Below are 18,925 nucleotides of genomic sequence, written 5' to 3' on the forward strand. Positions count from 1 at the left end.
CCATGGGATGCGTCGCATCTTGCCATATCGGCGATACGGGGTAACCGAGAGGGTAACCGGGGTGGCTTCGTTTATGCAACATGTTGCATAAACGAAAATCACGGACTAGTATCAATGCAACTTGTTGCATAGACACGGAGACGATCGATGACCCGCTATCCCCACCTGACCGCGCCGCTCGAGCTGGGCTTCACGTCGCTCAGGAACCGCGTACTGATGGGGTCGATGCACGTCGGTCTCGAGGAAGCGCCGCACGGCTTCGAGCGGATGGCGGCGTTCTATGCGGAGCGCGCGCGAGGCGAGGCCGGCCTGATCGTCACGGGGGGCTTCGCGCCGAACGAGCGCGGCCGTCCGGCGCCGGGCGGTGCGATGCTGACGACCGAAGCGGAAGCCGAACGCCATCGCGTCGTGACGCGCGCGGTGCAGGCGGCGGGCGGCAGGATCGCGCTGCAGATCCTCCACTTCGGGCGCTATGCCTATCACCCGGCGCTCGCCGCGCCCAGTGCGCTGAAAGCGCCGATCAACCCGTTCACGCCGCATGCGCTGAGTGGCGACGAAGTCGACGAGACGATCGCAGACTTCGTACGATGCGCGGCGCTTGCGCAGCACGCGGGCTACGACGGCGTCGAGATCATGGGCTCCGAGGGTTACCTGATCAACGAATTCATCGCCGCGCGCACGAACCATCGCGACGACGCGTGGGGCGGCGCCTACGAGAACCGCATCCGGTTCGCGGTCGAGATCGTGCGGCGCGTGCGCGAACGGGTGGGCACGAACTTCATCGTCATCTACCGGCTGTCGATGCTCGATCTCGTCGAAGGCGGCTCGACGCTCGACGAGGTGATCCGGCTCGCGCAGGCGATCGAGGCGGCCGGTGCGACGATCCTCAATACCGGCATCGGCTGGCACGAGGCGCGCATTCCGACCATCGCGACCAAGGTGCCGCGCGCGGCGTACGCATGGGTCACGCGGCAATTGATGGGCAAGGTCGGCATCCCGCTCGTGGCGACCAACCGGATCAACACGCCGGAAGTCGCGGAACAGCTGCTCGCCGACGGTTATTGCGACATGGTGTCGATGGCGCGGCCGTTCCTCGCCGACGCCGAATTCGTGCGCAAGGCGCGGGAAGGGCGCGCAGACGAGATCAACACGTGCATCGGCTGCAACCAGGCGTGCCTCGACCATACGTTCAGCGGCAGGATCACGTCCTGCCTCGTGAATCCGCGCGCCTGTCACGAAACCGAGCTCGTGATCCGCCCCGCACGGAAGCGCAAGCGCATCGCGGTGGTCGGCGCCGGTCCGGCGGGCCTCGGTTGCGCGGTCACGGCAGCCGAGCGCGGTCACGCGGTGACGCTGTATGAAGCGGGCGCCGAGATCGGCGGCCAGTTCAACCTCGCGAAGAAGGTGCCCGGCAAGGAAGAGTTCAACGAAACGCTTCGTTATTTCCGCCGGCAGATCGAGTTGCGCGGCGTCGACCTTCGCCTCGATACGCGCGCCACCGCCGAGATGCTGCTGCAGGGCGAATTCGACGAGGTGGTGATCGCGACGGGCATCGTGCCGCGCACGCCGCCGATCGACGGCGTCGGGCATCCGAAGACGCTCGGCTATCTCGACGTGCTGCGCGACGACAAGGCCGTGGGCCGCAGCGTCGCGATCGTCGGCGCCGGCGGCATCGGCTTTGACGTGGCCGAGTACCTGACGCACAGCGGCGACGGCGCGAGCCTGAATCCCGAGCGGTTTTTGGCCGAATGGGGCGTCGATCCCGCGTACGGGGATGCCGGCGGCCTGCGCGAGCCGCAGCCTGAACAGGCGCCGCGGCAGGTGCAGTTGCTGCAGCGCAAGACGTCCAGGGTCGGCGACCAGTTGGGCAAGACCACCGGGTGGATCCACCGCACCGCGCTGAAGGCGCGCGGCGTCGGCATGTCGTCGGCGGTGACGTACCGGCGCATCGACGACGAAGGCTTGCACGTGACGATCGACGGCGTCGAACAGACGCTGCCGGTGGACCACGTGGTGATCTGCGCGGGGCAGGAGCCGTCGCGCGAACTGGCCGAACAGTTGCGGGCCGCGGGGCGCGCGATCCATCTGATCGGCGGCGCATACGAGGCCGCCGAACTCGATGCGAAGCGCGCGATTCATCAGGGTACGACGCTCGCGGCGACCCTTTGATACCCGCCTCACGCCCATTCATTCACGCCGACGAAACAGGAGCACTCGATGACGCAAGCACCGACGCATCTCCATCCCGCCGTCGCGAAATCGCTCGACGCGTGGCATGCGCTGGTCGAACGCAAGGACCTGGGCACGCTGGACGCGATCGTCCATCCGGACGCCGTGTTCCGTTCGCCGATGGCGTTCAAGCCGTACGGGCCGGCGCCCGCGCTGTTGATGGCGCTGCGCACGGTGATCACGATCCTCGAGAACTTCACCTATTACCGCCAGTTCGTCACCGATGACGGCCTGAGCGTGGTGCTGGAATTCAGCGCGAGCGTCGGCGACAAGGCGTTGAAGGGGATCGACATGATCCGCTTCGACGACGAAGGGCGGATCGTGGAATTCGAAGTGATGATCAGGCCGTTCAATGGACTGCAGGCGCTCGGTGCGGAAATGGGCGCACGGCTCGGGCAGGTTCTGCCTGCGTTCAAGTTCAACGGCTGAACCCGCCGCCGCGGAGCATCACGTCGCCGGGCCCGGCGACGCCGAACCGGCGGGCGCTTGCGGCCGGGTGCGAAGCGTCGCGGCGACGCGTCAGGCCGTTGCCTTCACCGCGCCGCACGCCTGATCCACCACTCGCGCCGGCAGCGTGATCACGAAGCGTGCGCCGCCGAGCGGTGAATCCTCGAGCCGCACGTCGCCGCCGTGCACCTGCGCGACGCGCCTCACGATCGCGAGCCCGAGCCCGAAGCCGCCGGTCTGCCGGTCGCGGCTAGAGTCGAGCCGCTGGAACGGTTCGAACACGCGGGCGCGCTCGGCGGCCGGAATGCCGGGGCCGTCGTCGTCGACGCTCAGCACCAGCGCACCGTCGGCGCGGGCCGTCGCGGCAAGCGCGACCGTCTTCGCCGCATAGCGCAGGCCGTTGCGGATCAGGTTCAGCAACGCGCGGGCGACCAGCTTCGGGTCGCACACGTGGGTCGCGGGGGCGCCGAGCGTCGATACGTCGAACGCGAGCCCGCGGTCGGCGACGTCGTTCGCGATGCTGCCGGCGATGCTGTCGATCAGGTCCGCCACGGCGACCCGCATCGGCGCGAGTTCGCTTCGTCCCTGTTCGAGCCGGCCGATCGTCAGCAGCTCGGTGACGAGTTCGTCGAGTTCGCGCACGTCGCGGCGCAGCGCATCGCGGCGTTCGCGCATCCGTCCCGTTTCGTCGGGCTCCGCGAGCAGCGCGAGCCCGAACTCGAGCCGCGCGAGCGGCGTCTTCAGTTCGTGCGAGATGCCGTGCATCATTTCGCGCTGCTGCTTGATCGACGCCTCGATGCGCTCGGCCATGTCGTTGAACTGTTGCGACAGTTCGTAGATGTTCGACTTGCCGGACAGCTTCACGCGCGTCGACAGCATGCCGGCGCCGAACGCGCGGGCGGCATCCTGCAGCTTGCGCAGGTCGCGCCAGTGATAGTGAATCCACAGCACCACTGCGAACAGCGTGCCGAGCGCGAGCAGCAGGTACGCATAGATGCGGATGTCCAGATCCGGCGCCTCGGCCGGACGGGCGTGCACCACGGAGCCGTCCGCGAGCGGCATGTAATAGTCGCGGCCGTCGTAGCTGATCGCGATCTTGCCGCTGTCGAGGTCGCGCAGCGGTATGCCGCTCAGTCGCGCGCGGGCGTCGGCCATCGATATGAAGCCGAAGCCGGTGGCGCCGTGCCGCGCCAGTTCGCGCAGCGCGAGTGTGCGCTGCCCGCCCGGATGGCGTTCGAGGTAGTCGTTGAGCACGAACGCATAGGTTGTCAGCGAGTCGCGCTGCGCCTGTGCGCTGCGTTCGTAGAAGATCCGGTCGAACGACAGCTGGATGAACAGGATCCCGACGCGGCGACGAACAGGATCACGACGAGGTACAGCCTGATCAACGGGCGCAGCATTTATTCGTCCCACGCAGAAGGGCTGAACAGGTAGCCGCGGCCCCAGATCGTCTTGATCTTGTGCGGCTCCGACGACGCATCCTCGAAGCGGCGGCGCAGCTTCGAGATACCGGAATCGACCGAGCGGTCGAGCCCGTCGAACTCGATCCCGCGCAGCTGCTTCAGGATGTCGTCACGGCTCAGCACGGTGCCGGCCGCGCGCGCGAGGATCAGCAGCAGGTTGAATTCGGCAGTCTTGAGGTCGACCGGCTCGCCGCGCCAGGTCACGGTGCGGTTCGGCGGCGAGATCGCCAGCTCGCCGAACACGAGCGATTCCGGCGCCGCGCCGGCGGCCGCCGGGCTCGCGGGCTGCGCACGGCGCAGCAGCGCGCGGGCGCGTGCAACCAGCACGCGCGGCTCGATCGGCTTCGTCACGTAGTCGTCGGCGCCCGTCTCGAGGCCCGCGACCTGGTCGTAGACGTCCGCGCGGGCGGTCAGGATCAGCACGGGCACGTTGGTGAACGCGCGGATGCGCCGGCAGACTTCCATCCCGTCGAGGTTCGGCAGCATCAGGTCGAGTATCACGAGGGCCGGCTGGTGCTCGCGCACCGCCGCGACGGCGAGATCGCCGCGCCGGACGACCGTCACCGCGAATTCATAGCTGTCGAGGTATTCGCGGACGAGCTGCGCGAGGCGGTCGTCGTCCTCGATCAGCAGTACGCGGTATTTGAGCGGATCTTCGTTCATGGTCTCCTCAGGATGCACGCGGATTTTATCCGGCGCGCCGGCGGCCGGGGCGCGACCGCGACACTCCACGACAATCGAACACAATTGAGCACAGATTTGCTTCAGTTTCCGGACAGTTTCGGCGCGCGGCGGCTTCTAGACTTCGGACTCCCTGACTTTGATCCGAATATTGTGCACACTACCCTTCGTCGTTACCGATACTGCATGCCGCTCGCCGGCCTGACCCTTGCCGCCGCTGCTCATGCGGAGAACCAATACACGATCTCGCTCGGCGGGGGCGTCGCGCCGCGCTACCCGGGCAGCAACCAGTATCGCGGCGTCGTTGCGCCGGGGTTCTCCGCGACGTTCGACAACGGGCTGTTCCTCGGCGAGGACGGCATCGGTTACCGGATGAACCTGCCGCACGGCGTGTTCCTGTCGGCGGCCGTGAGCTACGACGCGGGCCGCGCCGACGAGAACCGCTTCGACCTGCCGGGCTCCGACTACCTGAAGGGCATGGGCCGGATTCCGGGCTCGGTGCTGGTGGGCGTGCGCGCGGGCGTGAAACTCTACGGCAATGCGGTGCTGAGCGTGACGCTCGATACGCCCGTCACGCACACGTCGCGCGGCGTGTCGGGGCACGTGGATCTCGCGGTGCCGGTGTTCAAGGCGGCCAAGGACGAGATCGTCGTGACGGGAACCGTACACGCGGGTTCGGGGCGCTATACGCAGACGTTCTACGGCGTGACCGACGCGCAGGCCGCGTCGAGCCGGTTCCGGCCGTATTCGACGAGCGGCGGGATCGACAGCGTGTCGATGTCGGCCGTGTGGACGCATGCGGTGTCGCAGCACTGGTCGATCCTCGCGACGGCGGGCGTGTCGCGGCTGGTCGGCCGCTACGGCGACAGCCCGATCGTCCAGTCGCGCACCAACTACCACGGGATGGCAGGCGTGAGCTACCGGTTCTGAGGGCGACGGGGCGGCCGAAGCGGGGCGCTGCGCGCTACTCCGGCGGGTGCGCGTCACGCGTGCCCCGCGTGCTTCGCTGAAAGCCGTCCTCCTGTAAGATTCGACCCGTCCCGCGCGTCCGTCATGCCGAGAACGTTCGCGTGGAATCCGCATGAGCGGCATCATGCGCGATGATGGCGGCCGGTTTCGATCGGCTGCGCCGCCGCGGAGAAACGCGCACCGGTGAGCATTGCACCGTTCACGCACCGGAAAGGGAGACCCTCATGAAAAACCTGATCTCGATTGTGGCCGCGATGGTTGCAGGCGCATCGATTGCCGGGTGTACGAACACCAGCCGGAACACGAATGAGAACGCGATGCCGAACCGTGGCGGTTCCGAAGCGGCAGTTGCCTGCAAGGCCGACGCCGCGCCTGACGATGCATTGGTCGACAAGTCGGAAGCGGAAGCGGCCGCGATGCTCGGCGGTTGCGCGTGGCGCGTCGGCGAGCGTGACGGCCGATCGTTGCCGGGAACGATGGATTACCGGGAAGATCGGCGCAACCTCGGCATCAAGGCCGGCAAGGTGATATGGGTGCGTCGCGGTTGACTGCCGGACGTGGTGCGTACAGTCGCCCGCCGAAATGAAGGGAAAGGCATTTGCGCGGATGGACACGCTGCTCGCCGTCGACCTGACCGAGCAGTCATGCGAGCGTAGGGCATCTGCGGCGGCCGCGCGAAATCGCTGCGATCTGCCGTCACCGGTGCCGCAGGACGAGGATGCAGGTTTGCGAGGTATCGATGAAGTTCAGTCAGGGATGGCGCGCGCTGGCGCTGGCGGGGCTCGGCGTGCTGGCGGCGTGCGGCAGGCACGTCGGCGCGCAAGCAGTGGCGGCGGGGCCGCATGCGATATGTGTCACGGGGTACAACGAGTACGGCCGTAAGCTGCACGAATTCTGGCTCGACAACGAGCACAAGTCCGGGTGCTTCGGCAATCCGGCGGCGCGCGAGGACGGCGAGGCATTCGGCGGCGGCGGCGGCTTCGCGTGTGGCTGCAAGGTGACGCCGGGGCAGAAGGTGAAGCTGTACTGGGAATTCGCGCAACCGCTGGCCGACATTCAGCGCGGCATCCAGCCGGAGCGCAAGACGATCGACGTGACCATTCCGCAGCCGGAATCGCCGACGTCGCGCTATCTGCGCGTGTATTTCCGCAAGAACGGTACCGCCGAGCTGCAGTGGGTCGACGACATGAACGCACCCGAGCTCAAGCCGACCCAGGAGAAGTGAGCGCCATGGCCGAGATCGACATCGACGCCGTGTACAGCCATTTCGTCGCCGATGCGTGCCACGCGCTGCTGCCGTCGGGCGCTGCGGCGCCCGCGGTCCGCTAGCGGTCCGCTAGCGTTCCGCACGCGAGCGGATTACTTCGAGATATACCAAAGCGCGTCCGTGCTGACGCGCGTGGGCTTCGCGGCAGGCGCCGTGGCAGCCGCCGGCGCCGAGACGGCGGCCGTCGACGGAGTGGCAGCCGCAACCGGCACGGCCGCGGGCAACGGCGTCGGGGCTGCCGACGACTTGGTCACGTACCAGAGGGCGTCGGCCGACGCGTTGCTCCGGGCCGTCTCCGCAGTTCTTTGGGCCGGCGGCGGCGCGCTCGCGGCCGCCGTCGCGGCCGTGCGCGGCGCGGCTGCGCCGGCCGGCATCAGCGGGCCCGGCGTCCCCCGCTGCGCGCGCGCCTCATAGGCCCCGAGCTGGAAGATCAACGTTTGCGCCGGACGCGTCAGGACGGCATACGGGAACTGCAGCTCCCACGACATCAGCACGCGGCCCGACGACGTTTCGGTGAAGATCGCCGGCAGGTGCTTCATGTCGCTGAACTGCACGTAGACCCGTGCGCCGTCGTCGAACACCTGGGTCGGCTTGGCCTGGTCCGCTCCGGTGACCGTCCAGCCGAAGTTGTACGTGCCGGCCGGGCCGGAGGGGGCGGCGGCCGGCGCCGCGGCGCGCGCTCGCGTGGCCTGCGGCGCCGTGACGCTCAGGCTCGCGAACGGGTTGTACGCCTGGGCCTGTTGCGGCGGCGTAAAGGACGGTGGAAGGATGGGCATGGGAGTATCCGGCGAATCCGGCATGGTCCGGATTGCATCATAGACCTTGCGCGCATACGCGAGGCGCTTGTCGGGCGACGCGGAGTTGTACGCGCCGATCGCATTCCAGTTGGCGCCGAGCTGACGGATGTTCTGCGACAGGATCCACGCGCCGACATACGCGTTCGTGCACGCATCGAACAGGCTCTCCCGCGTGATGCCTTCGCGCGCGAGCGTCGGCAGCCAGGTGCTGTTGATCTGCATCAGCCCGATGTCGACCGTGCCGTTCGTGTTGGTGTTGACGGCGTTCGGGTTCATGCCCGACTCGACCTGCGCGATGCCGCGCATCAGGCTGACGCTCACGTGCTGGAACGCGGCCGCGTCGTCGAGACAGTCGGCGCGGGCAATGCCGGGCATCACGAGCGAAATCGCGATGATCGTTGCGATTTTCAGCGTTGCGCTGCGGATCGAAGGGTAAGTCTGACGCGGCATGGCAGGATGGGGCGGAATCCGGGCGCCCGGTGCAAGGAAATTACGCGAGACGCGAAGTGTGCCATAGCGAGCAGGCAAATGGCTCGCGTCAAACTTTCCTTTGCATTTGCCCGCCTGCGATCCCGACCCCGCCATCGTCGCACGCCGGGCAGTGCTGCGCATTTGCGTATAATAATCATTCTCATTTGCAAATGTGATCGCGCGCCCGCGCCCGGAACCCGGCCATGTCTGCTGACCAGCTGTCTCTCCATCGAGAAATCGACGCCCTCTATACCGGCCACCACGCGTGGCTGCGCGGCTGGTTGAGCCGGAAGCTCGGTTGCGCGCACCGCGCGGCCGACCTGGCGCACGACACCTTCCTGCGCCTGCTCGCACGCGACGAGCCGATCGGCGCCGACGAGCCACGTGCGTTCCTGACCACGGTCGCGCAGCGCGTGCTGAGCAACCACTGGCGGCGCGAGCAGATCGAGCGCGCGTATCTCGATGCGCTTGCGCAGCGCCCCGAAGCGTATGCGCCGTCGCCGGAGGAGCGGGCCGTCGTGCTCGAGACGCTGCTCGAAATCGACCGGCTGCTCGACGGCCTGCCGCTCGCGGCGAAGCGTGCGTTCCTGCTCGCGCAACTCGACGGGCTCAAGCAGGCCGAGATCGCGCGCGAACTCGGCGTGTCGCTCGCGACGGTGAAGCGCTATCTCGTGAAAGCCGGCACGCAGTGCTTCTTCGCGATGGCGGCCTGACCGATGGCTGCCCCGGGAGCGCCGGCGGTGCCGCCGCAGGTTGCGCGTCGCGCGGTCGAATGGTGGGTCGACCGGCAGGCCGGCAACACGGACGACGCGTTCGCGACCGACCTCGCGCGGTGGCGCGCGGCGGACGCGAGCCACGACGCCGCATGGCGCCACATCGAGGCCGTGCACGGCCGGCTGAACCGGCTGGCCGGCGGCCTCGACCCGCAGGCCGCGCACGCGGCGCTGCTGTCGCCGCGTGCGGGCCGCCGCCGCGCGGCCGCGAAGGCGCTGGCCGTGCTGCTGTTCGCGGGCGGCGCCGCATGGATGGCCGATCCGTATCGACACTGGGGGCACTGGGCGGTCCGGCACGCCGACCTGCGCACCGCTGTCGGCGAGCGGCGCACGGTGACGCTCGCCGACCGCACGGTCGTCGTCCTCGATACCGACACGGCGCTCGACGTGCGCTTCGACGCCGCCGCGCGCCGCCTGCGCCTGCTGCGCGGCACGATCATGGTGACGAGCGGCCACGACGATCGCGTGCCCGCGCGGCCGCTCGTCGTCGCGACCGACGAGGGCGAACTTCGGCCGCTCGGCACACGCTTCGCGGTGCGGCAGCGCGATGGCGCGAGTCGCATCGAGGTGTTTGCCGGCGCGGTGCGCGTGCAGCCGTACGGCGCGTCGGTCGGCGCGCGCGTGATCGCGGCCGGAGAGGGCGCCGATTTCACGCGCGATGCGATCGGCGCGAGCGCGCCGCTCGACGCGTATGCGTCCGCGTGGACGGGCGGCATGCTGGTCGCGTCGCGCATGCGGCTGGCCGACCTCGTCGCCGAGCTCGACCGCCATCGCCGCGGCAGCCTGCGCTGCGACGCGTCCGTCGCGGACTTGCGGGTGTCCGGCACGTTTCCGGTCGACGACGCCGATCGCGTGCTCGATACGCTGAAGGCGACATTGCCGATCGACGTCGCGTATGCGACCCGCTACTGGGCGACCGTCGTGCGGGCTGGTTCGTGAGCCGCCCGGAAAAAACGCGCTGAAGAAATTTTCCGCCGACCTGAGCTGTTTCTCGATGTTCGCGTGACATGGGTAATGAAAGCAGCACTGGCCCATTGCCTATCCACACCTCGATCATGCCTTCCACTCGTCGTCTTGCCCGCCGCCGACCGGCAGCCCTCCGCTCCCAGCCGCCGCGCCCGCGTGCGGCCGCCATTGCCGCATCCGCCGCATCCGCCGCACCCGCCGCATCCACTATGCCGCGCAGCCTCGTTCGCCGGCTGGCCGGTGCCGTCCTGATGTCCGCGCTGCTGCCGCTGCCCGCGCTGGCCGACACCGCGCCCGCAACCGCGCAGAACGCATCGCGCCGGCCATTCGACGTGCCGGCCGGGCCGCTCGAGGCGGCGCTGAACCGGTTCGGCCGCGACGCGGGCATCCTGCTCGCGTTTCCGGCCGAGCTGACGGCCGGCCTGACGAGCGGCGGCGTGCAGGGCCGCTTCGACGCCGACGGTGCGCTCGACCGCCTGCTGGCGGGCACGGGCCTCGTCGCGTTGCGGCAGCCCGGCGGCGGCTACACGCTGCAGCGCGCGGGCAAGGCGGCCGCCCAGCCGGCTGCCGACGGCGCGGAACTGCCGACGATCGCGGTGCGCAGCAGCGCGATCCGCGCGGAAAGCTATCGCGCGCCGAAGGAGGCGGGCGTACTGCGCTCCGACATCCCGCTGCTCGACACCGCACAGGCCGTCAACATCGTGCCGGCGCAGGTGCTGCGCGACCAGCGTCCGCGCAATCTGGACGACGCGCTCGGCAACGTCAGCGGCATCACGCAGGGCAACACGCTCGCGGGCACGCAGGACACGATCATGAAGCGCGGCTTCGGCGGCAATCGCGACGGCTCGGTCATGCAGAACGGGATGCCGCTCGTGCAGGGGCGCGCGTTCAACGCGGCGGTCGACAGCGTCGAGGTGCTGAAGGGGCCGACTTCGCTGCTGTACGGGCTGATGGACCCCGGCGGCGTGGTCAACGTCGTCACCAAGCAGCCGCAGCTCACGCGCTACAGCGCGGTGTCGGTCGGCGGCGCAACCTACGGTCACGGCAAGAACGGCGGCAGCGCGACTTTCGATTCGACGGGGCCGGTCGGCGATTCGCGGCTCGCGTACCGGCTGATCGTCGACCAGTCGAACGAGCAGTACTGGCGCAACTTCGGCGAATACCGGCAGACCTTCGTCGCGCCGTCGCTCGCGTGGTACGGCCGCGATACGCAGGTCGCGGTGTCCTACCAGTACCGCAGCTTCCATTCGCCGTTCGATCGCGGCACGGCGCTCGACCCGCGTACCAACGCGCCGCTCGACATTCCCGCGCGGCGGCGCCTCGACGAGCCGTTCAACAACATGGACGGCGAATCGCACGTCGCGCAGCTGAGCGTCGATCACCAGTTCAACGCGGACTGGAGCGCGCATGTCGGCTACAGCTACAACCGCGAGACCTACGACGCGAACCAGTTGCGCACGACGGGCGTCGATCCGGTGAAGGGCACGCTGTCGCGCAGCAACGATGCGACGCACGGCTCGCTCAGCACCGACAGCTACGGGATCGGCTACGTGAACGGCAGGCTGACGCTCGGCGGGATGCGGCACGACGTGCAGGTCGGCTTCGATACCGAATACCGTCGCATCTACCGCAAGGACATGCTGCGGCAGGCCGTGAAGACGCCGTTCAGCTATGTCGATCCCGTCTACGGGCTGCTGCCGCCGTCGAGCACGGTGTCCGCGAGCGACAGCGACCAGACCGACACGCTGCACGATGCGTCCGCATTCGTGCAGGACACGATCCACCTGACCGACAAGTGGATCGTGTCGGGCGGGCTGCGCTACATCACGTACAACCAGGTCGCGGGGCGCGGCCGGCCGTTCACCGCGAACACCGATCTCAGCGGCTCGAAGTGGCTGCCGCGCGCGGGCGTCGTCTACAAGTGGACCGATACGTTCTCGCTGTACGGCAGCTATTCGCAATCGCTGAAGCCGTCTTCGTCGATCGCGCCGATGACGGGTTACATCATCGACGGCGCGACGCCGCCCGAGGAAGCGACCGCGTGGGAAGTGGGCGGCAAGCTCGACCTGCCGGGCGGGATGACGGGCACGCTGGCATTCTTCAACATCGACAAGAAGAACGTGCTCGTGTCGCAATACAACGACGCGACCAAGCTGACCGACTGGCGCACATCGGGCAGGGCGCGCTCGCGGGGGATCGAGCTCGACGTGTCGGGCCGGATCGGCGAGCGCGTGAACGTGATCGCGAGCTACGCGTACATCGACGCGAAGACGACCGAGGATCCGCTTTATGCGGGCAACCAGCTGTGGAACGTCGCGCGCCATACGGCGTCGCTCGCGGCCGTCTACGATTTCGGCACGCTGGCCGGCGGCGACGACCTGCGCATCGGCGCGGACGTGCGCTACGTCGGCGCGCGGCCGGGCGATTCGGCGAACAGCTTCACGCTGCCGTCGTACGTGCTCGCCGACGCGTTCGCGACGTACGACACGCGGATCGGCAAGCAGAAGCTGTCGTTCCAGCTCAACGTGAAGAACCTCTTCAATCGCACCTATTACCCGTCGAGCGCGAACCGCTATTTCGTCGCGATCGGCGATGCGCGACAGGTGTCGCTGCTCACCACGCTGCAGTTCTGATTCCGGACGACGTATGACCGATTTGCCGCGCGGTTTGTCGCGCGGAACTGGAGAACATCGCAATGAACACGAACCTGAAGAACGAATCGATGCGCGGCCCGTCGCGTGCACGGCGCGGCGCACTTCGTGCGCTCGCGAGCGGCGTGCTCGCGCTGGGGATGAGCGTCGCGGGCATTGCGCCGGCCACCGCGGCCACCGCGACCGCCGCGGCCGACACGCAGGCCGCCGTCACGCGCGTCGCGATGCTCGTGCAGCTGCGCGGCCCGAACCTGAAGGTCGACGAGCGCGTCGGCGCGCATCTGGAAACGCGCGGCTACGCGGTGCGCCTGATCGACGAATCCTCGACGCCCGACGCGGCGCGCGACGCCGACCTCGTCGTGATCTCGTCGACGGTGTCGTCGAAGAACGTGCGGCCCGGCTGGCGCACGCTCGACAAGCCGCTCGTCACGTGGGAAAACGACCTGCTCGACGATCTCGCGATGACGGGCAAGCGTCACGACGTCGACTTCGGCGAAACGGGCAAGGAGCGTTACCTGTGGCTCGTCAACGCGCCGCACCCGATCTCGGCCGGGTTGCCGGCCGGCGCGACCAACGTGTACGGCAAGCAGGCACCGATGAGCTGGGGCAGGCCGGGGCTCGGCGCGATCACGATCGCGACCGTGTACGGCCAACCCGACAAGGCCGCGATCTTCGCGTACGAGAAGGGCGCGACGATGGACTACGAAGCGCTCGCGCCGGCGCGCCGCGTGATGTTCTTCCTCGACAACGACACGTTCGCGAACCTGTCGCCGGCCGGTGTCGCGCTGTTCGATGCGGCGGTCGACTGGGCCGCCGGGCGGCGCTGACACCGAGAGCGAATACACGCGAAGCAAGCAGGTGGATTCGATCCGCCGAGTCCATTGGGTGCGAGAATGCGGGCGTTCACCGCATCGCTTCGAGAGAATCCGTATGGACAGTCACATCGCTCCGGTGGAGCTGAAGAAAGCCTACCGTCTCCTCAACCACGGCCCGACCGTGCTGGTGTCGGCCCGCCACGACGGCGTCGACAACGTGATGGCCGCCGCGTGGGCGTGCGCGCTGGACTTCCTGCCGCCGAAGCTGACGGTCGTGCTCGACAAGTCCGCGAAGACGCGCGAGCTCGTCGAGCGCAGCGGCACGTTCGTGATCCAGGTGCCGACGGCCGCCCAGATCCGGCTCACGCATGCGGTCGGCAACCACAGTCTCGCGGAGCGGCCGGACAAGCTGCGCGAGGCGGGCGTCACGCTGTTCGACGTCGACGGCCACGACCTGCCGTTCGTCGCCGGCTGCTCGGGCTGGCTCGCGTGCCGGCTGGTTCCCGAGCCGCACAACCAGCAGACCTACGACCTGTTCATCGGCGAGGTGGTCGCGGCGTGGTCCGACACGCGCGTGTTCCGCGACGGTCACTGGTATTTCGAATCGGCCGATCCGGCACTGCGCAGCCTGCATTACATCGCGGGCGGCAATTTCTACGCGATCGGCGAGGCGCTGTCGGTCGACGCGCAATGACGCAGCGGGCCGGCTGACGCCGACACCTTACTCACTTCAATTCCCGCAACACCGCAATATCAACGCGACGAACGCTTCCGCGACACGCGGCAGCGTGCGTCCGCGTTTGCGGATCAACGCGATCGGCCGCACGAACGCGGGATCGTCGATCGGCTTCGCGACGAGCGCCGGTTCGGTCAGCACCTCGCGTGCCGTCGCGGGCAGGATCGTCACGCCGCGCTCCGACCCCGTCATCGAGCGAAACGGCGATCGTACCGCTGCTGGCCGGATTGACGAGGACCGCCGCGGGCAGGGATAGCGACTAATATGAAAGGACCGCGGCCCGCGGTAGCGCATGCTCCGGCGTGGCGCGCCGTGACGCATGTGTCGCGGCCGTTCGCGGGCATGGGAAGGAGGGGCGGGAAATGCGAAGAATCTACGTGTTGTTGCCCAACGCGAAGAGTGCGACGCGGATCATCGACGAGTTATTGCTCAAACGAGTCGAATGGCGGCATGTCCATGTGCTGGCGGCGCCGGGCGTGAAAACCGACAACCTGCCGCCGGCTACACTCGCGCAGCGCAGCGACCTGCTGCCGGCGCTCGGGCGCGGCACGCTGGTCGGCTGGCTGGTGGGGATGGTGGTCGGGCTCGCCGCGCTGGTGTTTCATCCGGAAGGGCTGAAGTTCGGCGCGGGCGCCGTCGTGCTGATCACGCTGCTCAGCGCCGGGTTCGGCGCGTGGACCGCGACGATGATCGGCGTCGACGTGCCGAATACGCGCCTGAAGCGCTTTGAAGGCGCGGTCGAGAAGGGCGAGCTGCTGCTGATGGTGGACGTCAAGACCGATCGCGTCGACGAAATCGAGGCGCTGATCAAGAAGCACCATCCGGAAGCGGACGTCGAAGGACACGACCCGACGATCCCGGCGTTTCCTTGAGCCACAGGGCGGCGCGCTCGATGGCGCGCCTAATTGCGCGATGACGCGGCGTGGCGGCGCGCGTGCCGACCGCGCCGCTTTTGCGCGCGCCGGCGCCTGACCGGCGCGCGATCGGCCGCCGCATGCGTGTGCGCCAGCCCGAGTGACTACCCATCGCGCCCGTCGATCCGGCACGCCACCCTGATAAGCTATCGCGATTCCGGGATGGCACTGCCGACGGCTGCGCCAACAGAAAGAACAACGACACTCCGACGGGCCCGCTTTTCAGATGACCTCGACTTTCCGCCGCGTCAGCCGACTGCTGACGATTGCCGGCTGCGGCCTGTGCGCCGCACTGCCGGCCGAAGCCGCGCATGCGGCCGACGCTACGCCCCCCGACCGCTTGCTGAAGGGCTTCATCAGCGACACCTACGGCAAGTGGCGAGCCGATCGCAAGGGCTGGCAGCCCGTCGACGGCGACAACGTCTACCAGCCGTGCGCGTCGCTGCGCGTGAGCACGCCGGACGGCCCGCGCTATCTGCTCGCGATGTGCGGCGCAACCTCCGCCAGCATGCAGAACGGCACGCCGCGCACGGATTCCCAGGGCGATGCGGGTGCGGTCGACCTGTACGTGCTGAAGCCCGTGCGGGACGGCAATGCGCTGGCGCCGGTGATCGCGAAGACCGACATCGCGTCGGGCAACTACGGCGAGCCGGGCGTAGTGAGCATCCAGCGTCTCGGGCCGCATCTGTTCGGCTTCGTCCTGAACGACGGCGTCACGCTGCAGGGCTATACGATGAGCATGCGCAGCATCTGGCTGCCGGTCGGCAACGCGATCGTCGAGGCGGCGCCGCGCATCGACGAAGCGCTCGACAATTCAGCGTCGAACGACTGCGCGAATGCGAAGGCGCATTGCGAGGCGCGGCGCTTCGAGATCACGCCCGATACGAGCAGCAGCGACGACGTCTATCCGTTGACGGTGACGGAAACGGGCTCGCGCGGCGACAAGGAGATCCGCGCGCGCTACACGGTGAAGTTCGACGCGGCGCGCGGCCGCTACGTGGTGCCGAAGGCGTTGCAGGAAGGGTATTGAGCCGGGTGTGCGCGTCACGCGAGGCGGCACGTCGTGCCGCCCGAGCGTCACACGTACAGATACCGCACGAGGTGGAAGAACACCGGCGCGGCGAAGCAGATCGAGTCGACGCGATCGAGCATCCCGCCGTGGCCGGCGATCATCGAGCCCCAGTCCTTGGTGCCGAGCGAGCGCTTGACGGCCGACAGCACGAGGCCGCCGACGAAGCCCGCGATCACGATCGCGAGCGAGATCCCGAACGCGGCGCCGAAACTGAACGGCGTCACGCGATACAGCGACGCGCCGCACAGCGTCGCGAGCAGCCCGCCGCCGACGAAACCCTCGATCGTCTTGGACGGCGACAGCTGCGGCGCGATCTTGCGGCGCCCGAACAGCTTGCCGACGACATACTGCAGCACGTCGCTGATCTGCACGACGAACAGGAAGAAGAACAGCAGCAGCGCGTTCTGTCCCGTGTAGCGCGGAATGTCGAGGATCAGCACGGCCGGCGCGTGGCTCAGCCCGTACACGCACACCATCAGCGCCCAGTTGATCTTCGCGTTGCGGCTCAGGAATTCGCGCGTGTCCTGCGTGAGCGCCGACACGAGCGACATCGCGAAGAACAGGTGCACGGGCACGAAGATCGAATACATCCCGTACCAGTCGATCCCGAGCAGCAGGTATTGCACGGGGATCGCGACGAAGAACGCGATGAACAGCGTCGTGTGGTCGCTCGCGGTCGTCGGCGTGAGCGTGATGAATTCGCGCAGCGTCAGGTAGGACAGCACCGCGAACACGAGATACGTGACGTTGTTGCCGAGGCTGATCGCGATGACCATGATCGCGATCATCGCCCACCACGCACGGATGCGCTGGTTCAGGTTGACGATGGTCGCGCTCGTGCCGCCGCTGCGCGCGCCGAGGATCGCGCCGATCACGGTGGCGATGACGAGCACGCCCGTGACGCCCGCGACCAGTTCCCAGAAGAGAGTTCGCATGGGGGATATCCGGAGAAGGGAAAGGAGGGGGCCGTGTTCAGCCGGCCGGCCGCTGCGGCGGCGCGAGCGCGACGACCGCGTCGCGCATGCGGGCGAGGAACGTCGGCTTGTCTTCCTGGGCGCCGAGCGCATCGTTCGCGCCGAAGTGCACCTTGCAGATCAGCGGCACCGGCCAGATCGCACCCTTCGGCATGATCCGCTGCAGGTTCTCGAGATAGACGGGCGCGAGCGCGACGTCCGGAAACTCGGTCGCGAGGTGGAACAGTCCGCTCTTGAACGGTTGCGGCAGGACCTCGGCGCCGCGCGTGCCTTCCGGGAAGATGATGATCGAATGGCCTTGCCGGAGCGCGTCGCGCACGGGGTCGAGCGGGTCGCCGCCGGATTCCCGGTGGCGATCGATCAGCACGACGTTCAGCAGCTTCTGCGCGATGTGGCGCTTCGCGTCGCTGCTGTCCCAGTAGTCGCGCGCGGCGACGGGCCGCACGACCGCGCGCACGTCGCGCGGCAGCGCGGCGAGGATCGCGAGCGTGTCGATGTGGCTCGTGTGGTTCGAGAAGTAGATCTTCTGCGTGGGGGACGGCGGCGCCTGATGCCAGACCGGATACGCGCCGGCGACGAGCCGCACGATGGACAGCAGGAAGTCGCGTTGGCAAGCATGCAGGATGTTCATCGGCGCCGCGCCTCCTGTTCGCATGCCTGCCGCGCCGCATCGCTGCGGCGGGCAGGTTCCCGGAATGCCGGCGCGCTGCGTGGCGCGCCGGACGGCCCTTGTTTAAATTTTTTCAAATTCGTGGCTGCCTGTCGCAGGTTCGCGATGATCGGCGGAGGCCGCGATGAACGGCGTGAATGACCGCTATTGGACAGGTGCGCGAATGCGGCGGGCACGAGGTGGCGCGGCATTCGGGCCAGCGGATTATCGCGAGTTTCCACGAAAAACACCAGAATGCCGCGCCGCGGCCCGCGGCGTCGGGCGTCGCGCGACACCGTTCGGGATGCTTGACGCACGATGGCCGCTCGGCGACGATTAGGGCCGTCCATTGATGCGACCTCTCCGCCGTCCGGGGCACGACCGGCGAAGACGTCCCGCAAGCCGTGCGAATAAAACGATGAGCCTCTACGCACTCAAACCCAAATTCCAGAATCGTCTGCGCCCGTTCGCGAACTCGCTCGCCGAGCGCGGCGTCACGGCCAACCAGGTCACGCTGTTCGCGGCCGGCGGCTCGATCGTCGTCGGCGCGCTCGCCGGCCTTGGCGTATTTGCCCGCGCGCTGTTCCTGCTGATCCCGCTGTGGCTGTTCGTGCGGATGGCGCTCAATGCGATTGACGGGATGCTCGCGCGCGAGCACAACCAGAAGAGCACGCTCGGCGCGTACCTGAACGAACTCGGCGACGTCGTGTCCGATGTCGCGCTGGTGCTGCCGTTTCTCGCGATTCCGGCGTTCGCTCCGGCAGACGTCTGGCTGTTCGCGCTGACGGCGGTGATCGTCGAATGCGCGGGGCTGATCGGCCCGCTGGTCGGCGTGAGCCGCCGCTACGACGGCCCGTTCGGCAAGAGCGACCGCGCGCTCGCCCTCGGCGCGTTCGCGCTGTGGATCGGGCTCGGGTTTCCGGTCGGCGGCGTCGCCGCATGGCTGTGGCGGCTGCTGATCGTGCTGTCGATCGTGACCGTGGTGCGGCGCGTGCAGGCCGGCGTCGCCGAAGCGGGCGGCTGACCCGGGCAGCGCCGGGGAGCGGCGTCG

General features: G+C 68.3%; 18 protein-coding genes and 2 pseudogenes. 13 read left to right on the forward strand and 7 right to left on the reverse strand.

What is annotated here, in order from left to right; all coding sequences use genetic code 11:
* Nucleotides 1–147: 147 nt before the first annotated feature.
* Entirely contained in the window at nt 148–2,169 is a 2,022-nt protein-coding gene (locus WT26_RS10075) for an FAD-dependent oxidoreductase (protein ID WP_069272758.1), read from the forward strand.
* Nucleotides 2,170–2,217: 48 nt separating this feature from the next.
* Nucleotides 2,218–2,658 (forward strand): nuclear transport factor 2 family protein, encoded by a 441-nt coding sequence (locus WT26_RS10080; RefSeq protein ID WP_069272759.1) that lies wholly within the window; start codon nt 2,218–2,220, stop codon nt 2,656–2,658.
* A gap of 90 nt (nt 2,659–2,748) precedes the next feature.
* Here the strand turns inward: WT26_RS10080 and WT26_RS10085 are convergent.
* Nucleotides 2,749–4,076 (reverse strand): annotated as a pseudogene (locus WT26_RS10085) (ATP-binding protein).
* Nucleotides 4,077–4,802, reverse strand: a complete 726-nt coding sequence (locus WT26_RS10090; RefSeq protein WP_069272760.1) for a response regulator — start codon at nt 4,800–4,802, stop codon at nt 4,077–4,079.
* A 204-nt stretch (nt 4,803–5,006) separates the two neighbouring features.
* On the opposite strand from WT26_RS10090, the gene WT26_RS10095 reads away from it, so the two are divergent.
* The 3 genes from WT26_RS10095 (at nt 5,007) to WT26_RS10105 (ending at nt 7,014) form a co-directional block, all read left to right on the forward strand.
* The gene (locus WT26_RS10095) at nt 5,007–5,750 is read left to right on the forward strand and encodes a MipA/OmpV family protein (RefSeq protein ID WP_069272761.1); all 744 of its coding nucleotides are present in this window, start codon (nt 5,007–5,009) and stop codon (nt 5,748–5,750) included.
* Between the two features lie 263 nt (nt 5,751–6,013).
* Complete coding sequence (locus WT26_RS10100; protein WP_069270062.1) at nt 6,014–6,337, forward strand: hypothetical protein; 324 nt, start codon at nt 6,014–6,016, stop codon at nt 6,335–6,337.
* A 191-nt stretch (nt 6,338–6,528) separates the two neighbouring features.
* Nucleotides 6,529–7,014 (forward strand): DUF3304 domain-containing protein, encoded by a 486-nt coding sequence (locus tag WT26_RS10105; protein WP_069273727.1) that lies wholly within the window; start codon nt 6,529–6,531, stop codon nt 7,012–7,014.
* Between the two features lie 134 nt (nt 7,015–7,148).
* Here the strand turns inward: WT26_RS10105 and WT26_RS10110 are convergent, their stop codons facing one another.
* Nucleotides 7,149–8,303 (reverse strand): transglycosylase SLT domain-containing protein, encoded by a 1,155-nt coding sequence (locus WT26_RS10110; RefSeq protein WP_069272762.1) that lies wholly within the window; start codon nt 8,301–8,303, stop codon nt 7,149–7,151.
* Nucleotides 8,304–8,527: 224 nt separating this feature from the next.
* Here WT26_RS10110 and WT26_RS10115 point away from each other — a divergent pair, with 224 nt between their 5' ends.
* The 5 genes from WT26_RS10115 to WT26_RS10135 all read left to right on the forward strand — a co-directional run bounded on the left by WT26_RS10115 (nt 8,528) and on the right by WT26_RS10135 (nt 14,223).
* Nucleotides 8,528–9,037 carry a sigma-70 family RNA polymerase sigma factor gene (locus tag WT26_RS10115; RefSeq protein WP_059527033.1) on the forward strand — a complete coding sequence of 170 codons (510 nt, stop codon included), beginning with the start codon at nt 8,528–8,530 and terminating at the stop codon, nt 9,035–9,037.
* A gap of 3 nt (nt 9,038–9,040) precedes the next feature.
* Nucleotides 9,041–10,036, forward strand: a complete 996-nt coding sequence (locus WT26_RS10120; protein WP_069272763.1) for a FecR domain-containing protein — start codon at nt 9,041–9,043, stop codon at nt 10,034–10,036.
* Between the two features lie 68 nt (nt 10,037–10,104).
* Complete coding sequence (locus WT26_RS10125; protein ID WP_069272764.1) at nt 10,105–12,696, forward strand: TonB-dependent siderophore receptor; 2,592 nt, start codon at nt 10,105–10,107, stop codon at nt 12,694–12,696.
* Nucleotides 12,697–12,758: 62 nt separating this feature from the next.
* A complete protein-coding gene (locus WT26_RS10130) occupies nt 12,759–13,541 on the forward strand; it encodes a hypothetical protein (protein ID WP_069272765.1) in 783 nt (260 codons plus the stop codon).
* Nucleotides 13,542–13,644: 103 nt separating this feature from the next.
* Complete coding sequence (locus tag WT26_RS10135) at nt 13,645–14,223, forward strand: flavin reductase family protein (RefSeq protein WP_069272766.1); 579 nt, start codon at nt 13,645–13,647, stop codon at nt 14,221–14,223.
* A 36-nt stretch (nt 14,224–14,259) separates the two neighbouring features.
* Here the strand turns inward: WT26_RS10135 and WT26_RS10140 are convergent.
* Nucleotides 14,260–14,439, reverse strand: a pseudogene (locus WT26_RS10140) (LysR substrate-binding domain-containing protein); the annotation flags it as partial.
* Between the two features lie 188 nt (nt 14,440–14,627).
* Between WT26_RS10140 and WT26_RS10145 the strand changes: the two are divergent.
* Entirely contained in the window at nt 14,628–15,137 is a 510-nt protein-coding gene (locus WT26_RS10145; protein ID WP_010100391.1) for a membrane protein, read from the forward strand.
* A gap of 268 nt (nt 15,138–15,405) precedes the next feature.
* Nucleotides 15,406–16,209: a topoisomerase IV gene (locus WT26_RS10150; RefSeq protein WP_069272767.1), complete on the forward strand. Its 804-nt coding sequence runs from the start codon at nt 15,406–15,408 to the stop codon at nt 16,207–16,209.
* Between the two features lie 47 nt (nt 16,210–16,256).
* Here WT26_RS10150 and WT26_RS10155 read toward each other — a convergent pair whose 3' ends face one another.
* From WT26_RS10155 to WT26_RS35540, 3 genes are read right to left on the reverse strand one after another with little or no spacing between them, the layout of a single operon-like run.
* A complete protein-coding gene (locus WT26_RS10155) occupies nt 16,257–17,186 on the reverse strand; it encodes a phosphatidate cytidylyltransferase (protein WP_059526992.1) in 930 nt (309 codons plus the stop codon).
* A gap of 37 nt (nt 17,187–17,223) precedes the next feature.
* Nucleotides 17,224–17,856, reverse strand: coding sequence for a lysophospholipid acyltransferase family protein (locus WT26_RS10160; RefSeq protein ID WP_069272768.1), 633 nt, complete (start codon nt 17,854–17,856; stop codon nt 17,224–17,226).
* Nucleotides 17,853–18,191, reverse strand: coding sequence for a hypothetical protein (locus tag WT26_RS35540; RefSeq protein WP_231130470.1), 339 nt, complete (start codon nt 18,189–18,191; stop codon nt 17,853–17,855). The genes WT26_RS10160 and WT26_RS35540 overlap by 4 nt, the downstream gene beginning before the upstream one ends.
* 101 nt (nt 18,192–18,292) lie before the next feature.
* On the opposite strand from WT26_RS35540, the gene WT26_RS10165 reads away from it, so the two are divergent.
* On the forward strand, nt 18,293–18,898 hold the full coding sequence (locus WT26_RS10165; RefSeq protein WP_069272769.1) for a CDP-alcohol phosphatidyltransferase family protein: 606 nt from the start codon (nt 18,293–18,295) through the stop codon (nt 18,896–18,898).
* The last annotated feature ends 27 nt before the right edge of the window (nt 18,899–18,925 follow it).

Origin of the sequence: Burkholderia cepacia, assembly GCF_001718835.1 — a bacterium.
GTDB classification, from domain to species: Bacteria; Pseudomonadota; Gammaproteobacteria; order Burkholderiales; family Burkholderiaceae; genus Burkholderia; species Burkholderia cepacia_F.